This is a genomic window from Pseudomonas sp. HMSC063H08 (assembly GCF_001813645.1).
Taxonomy (GTDB): Bacteria; Pseudomonadota; Gammaproteobacteria; order Pseudomonadales; family Pseudomonadaceae; genus Pseudomonas; species Pseudomonas aeruginosa.
This window is the reverse complement of the sequence record NZ_KV813509.1, coordinates 1-1,855: the sequence shown is the minus strand read 5'-3', so window position 1 is coordinate 1,855 and position 1,855 is coordinate 1. Positions and strand designations below refer to the sequence as shown.

2 protein-coding genes are annotated in these 1,855 nt (G+C 59.6%); both read left to right on the top strand.

Features of this window, described 5'->3' with window-relative positions; all coding sequences use genetic code 11:
* Positions 1 to 273 precede the first annotated feature (273 nt).
* Positions 274 to 534, top strand: a complete 261-nt coding sequence (locus tag HMPREF2924_RS21320; protein ID WP_023124608.1) for a hypothetical protein — start codon at positions 274 to 276, stop codon at positions 532 to 534.
* A gap of 533 nt (positions 535 to 1,067) precedes the next feature.
* On the top strand, positions 1,068 to 1,855 hold a 788-nt coding region (locus HMPREF2924_RS21315; RefSeq protein ID WP_256567971.1), incomplete at its 3' end, for a zonular occludens toxin domain-containing protein.

Genomic DNA, 1,855 nt, shown 5'->3' with positions numbered 1-1,855 from the left:
GCTGTGGTGATAACCCTGGCTTCGCATAATGTGCAGACGTTACGTTAGGCGCAGCCCGACCGAGGGGAGAGTCACCAGTCCGGAAAATGCGCCTAGCTCCGGACTGGTGATTTACACGTAACGTCCGTTATGCGATGCCGCTTTGGTACCGTTGAAGGATCCTGCAGGACGACCTGGTCGAAAATATTGGTACCATTTCTCGGTGGCGGTGGTACCATTTGCGTCGTGCTCGAGCACGTCCAGGGCGAAAATACGGTACCAAAAGGAGCCGCCATGCTTGTCAAACTCCCCGATGAATCCCCCGACTTCGTAGAGAAACTCAAGGAACAGACCGGTGCGACCACGGCTGCCGGTGCCTATCGGTTCGCCGCTGAGCGGTACGGGTCGCTGACCTATCAGCTCAAGCAGGCCATGGACGAACTGGCGAGGTTGCAGACCCGGTGCAACGTCCAGCAGCAGATCATCGACAATGCCCGCGCCTCTGCATCTTCGCTGCTTGACCACGTCGCCCAGGGCGATCTTCTCCAGGGCTGAACGCCCATCCGAACTTTCCCTAGTCAGGTGCCGCGCTCCCGGCTCGTCGGATCAGCTTCTCCGATCCGGCGAACGGAAGCACGGGCGAAGCGAACACTTGACGTAACTCCCCCTGAAACAGCCTCAGCTCGGGAGGGAGGGACAGCTCTTCCGTCCCTGCCGCCTGAGCCCTCGGCGGCAAGAGCGGGTTGTAGGGCGGCGCCCTACGATCTTGTTTGCCGTCCAGGGTGCAACCCTGGCCGTCGGAGACATTGCTCTTGGGGCTCGGAACTGGCCCCGGAGGGGTGGGGGTGCTGTAACACCCCCAATTTGGTATCGACTTCGACCCTCTGCGGGGTGTCTCTAGCCGAGTAGCTCTTGCTCGTAGCTCATCAGGATTCCGCGTACTGCTAGCTTCACCTGCCGCTTCATGTCGTCCGGCAAGTGGTCGAAGCGCAGGAATATTGCCCGCAGCTCTTCGGAAAGCTGACGCTCGCTTTCGTGTGCGTTCGCAGGGTTCCAAGGTTCCTGAGTATGCCAGCGCCCTGGAGACGATGCGCCACTCCGGGCATGAGGTTCACGCGATCACGCAAAGCCCGATGTTGATCGATGCACATATGCGCGAACTCTGTAACTGCCATATCCATTATCACCGGGGCAACGGTGGTAAGGTCGTCAAGCGCTGGGAGTTCCAGAAAGTTCAGACGGACGTGAATAAGAAGTATGACTTCGCGGATGGTGAAGCGACTCGGATCACTATCGATAAGACGTACTTCGGTTGTTATAAGTCCGTTGCGGATGGGGCTGAGCATCACTTCAAGTTCAAACCGCCTCGGGCGTTGTTCGTGCTTGTTGGTGCGGCCCTGGTTGTCGGTTATCTCGGTTATGGCGTCTATGAGCGTCGTATGGCGACGCATGATCCTGCCGAAGCCGTTCCCTCGGCTTCTTCGTCGAGCGTTGCGCCTGCGGCCTCTGTGGGCGTTCCTGATGTCGATCATGTGCGTCATGTGACTGCCGGTGAGTATCTGGCGATGCGCAAGCCTCGGGTGCCTGATGTGCCCAGCTCGGCGCCGATCTATGACGAATTGACGCGGCCGGTGGCGTATCCGAAGCCGTTCTGTTTGTCGTCACGTGATGAGTTCCTAGTGCAGAAGAATCGCAAGCGCATGGTGACCGGGTATCGTGATGGCCGGTTGTACGGATGCCGCTGCAACAGCCAGCAAGGCACGCGCCTGGATATCTCGTTCGAGGCCTGTATGGCGTACGTCGAGCAAGGTGCGTTCGATCCGGCAATTCCTGACCGCGTACCTGCGGCTGTCGGCGTGGCCGGGCCGGGCGAGGC

Bases quoted from the DNA above. Each gene is read 5' to 3' on its own strand.
- HMPREF2924_RS21320 (WP_023124608.1), top strand. From the start codon at position 274: ATGCTTGTCAAACTCCCCGATGAATCCCCCGACTTCGTAGAGAAACTC.